1 protein-coding gene and 1 pseudogene are annotated in these 1,092 nt (G+C 69.0%); both read left to right on the forward strand.

Translation table 11 applies throughout. The features are described from left to right. The first annotated feature begins 262 nt into the window (after positions 1 to 262). Positions 263 to 778: a lipopolysaccharide assembly LapA domain-containing protein gene (locus tag BJQ90_RS19045; protein WP_226761768.1), complete on the forward strand. Its 516-nt coding sequence runs from the start codon at positions 263 to 265 to the stop codon at positions 776 to 778. A gap of 18 nt (positions 779 to 796) precedes the next feature. Continuing rightward, positions 797 to 1,092: pseudogene (locus BJQ90_RS19050) on the forward strand (GNAT family N-acetyltransferase); the annotation flags it as partial.

Genomic DNA, 1,092 nt, shown 5'->3' on the forward strand with positions numbered 1-1,092 from the left:
TCCCCGGAGCCTCCCCGGGGATTCCGGTACCGCCGCCCGCCCGTCAGCGCTCTTCACGGACAGCCTGGCCATATCATCGGCATAGTGCGGTCCGCCTGGACCGCCCCCCCAATCAGGGCCGCATCCGCGGCCCGCACCTTGTTGCAACGCGCCCTCTCCCGAATACCCCCGTCTGCCATCAGCACACTTAGTATTGAGTGGACAGGCAGGACATCCAGGGAAAGCCTGCGCGCCCTGCCCGCAAGCGAAAGGTAACGCCGCTATGACCCAGACACCCCGCGGATTCGATCCCAACGGTTCCAACGATGCTGTGCCCGCCCAGTACCCGGCAGCGGCTGACGGCCCGTCCGGGTACGCCGGGGAGGGCTACAGCACCGAGGCCCCTGCAGGCAGCACTGATCTGGTTTCCGGCGCTCCGGCGTCCGCAACAGCAGCCCCGGCTGGGGAAAGTCCCCGGGCAGCGGAGCCGGAAACGCCGGTTCCTGCCCCGGAAACGCGGCAGGTCACCCGTGCGGGAATGGTCTGGGCCGCGGTTGCCTGCGCGCTGGTGGTGCTGATCCTGCTGATCGCATTCATCCTGCAGAACCAGGAATATGTGCAGGTAAAGTTCTTTGGCCTCGAAGGGTCAGTCCCGCTCGGCATTGCCCTGTTCATCGCAGCAGTCGGCGGCGGTGTGCTGGTCGCCATTGCCGGCGCCGCCCGCATCATCCAGCTGAGGCTCGCAGCCCATCGCCAGCGGATCAGCCGTCAGCCCGGCAACGGTACCCGCACGCGCTGAGGCCCCCGGGCGCTGACCATGAGCGACGCGGAACCCGGCCGGCAGCCAGCCGTGACCACTGCCGCGGCGGACTGGCCCGACGTCGAGCGTCTCTTCGGCGTCCGCGGTGAGCCGTCGCGCTGCTGGTGCCGGTTCTTCGCCCTGACCGGAACACGGTGGTCAGCGTCGACCCCGGAGCAGCGGAAAATCCGGTTGCGGGACAAGTTCGACGGCGGCACCCCGGCTCCGGGAGTGCTGGCCTTTCGCGGCGGGAATCCCGTGGGCTGGTGCGCCGTCGAACCCCGCCCTGTGGATCCCTCACAACGGCCCAAGGC

It is taken from the genome of Arthrobacter sp. SO3 (assembly GCF_020532825.1).
Lineage (GTDB): Bacteria > Actinomycetota > Actinomycetes > Actinomycetales > Micrococcaceae > Arthrobacter.

Bases quoted from the DNA above. Each gene is read 5' to 3' on its own strand.
- BJQ90_RS19045 (WP_226761768.1), top strand. From the start codon at position 263: ATGACCCAGACACCCCGCGGATTCGATCCCAACGGTTCCAACGATGCT.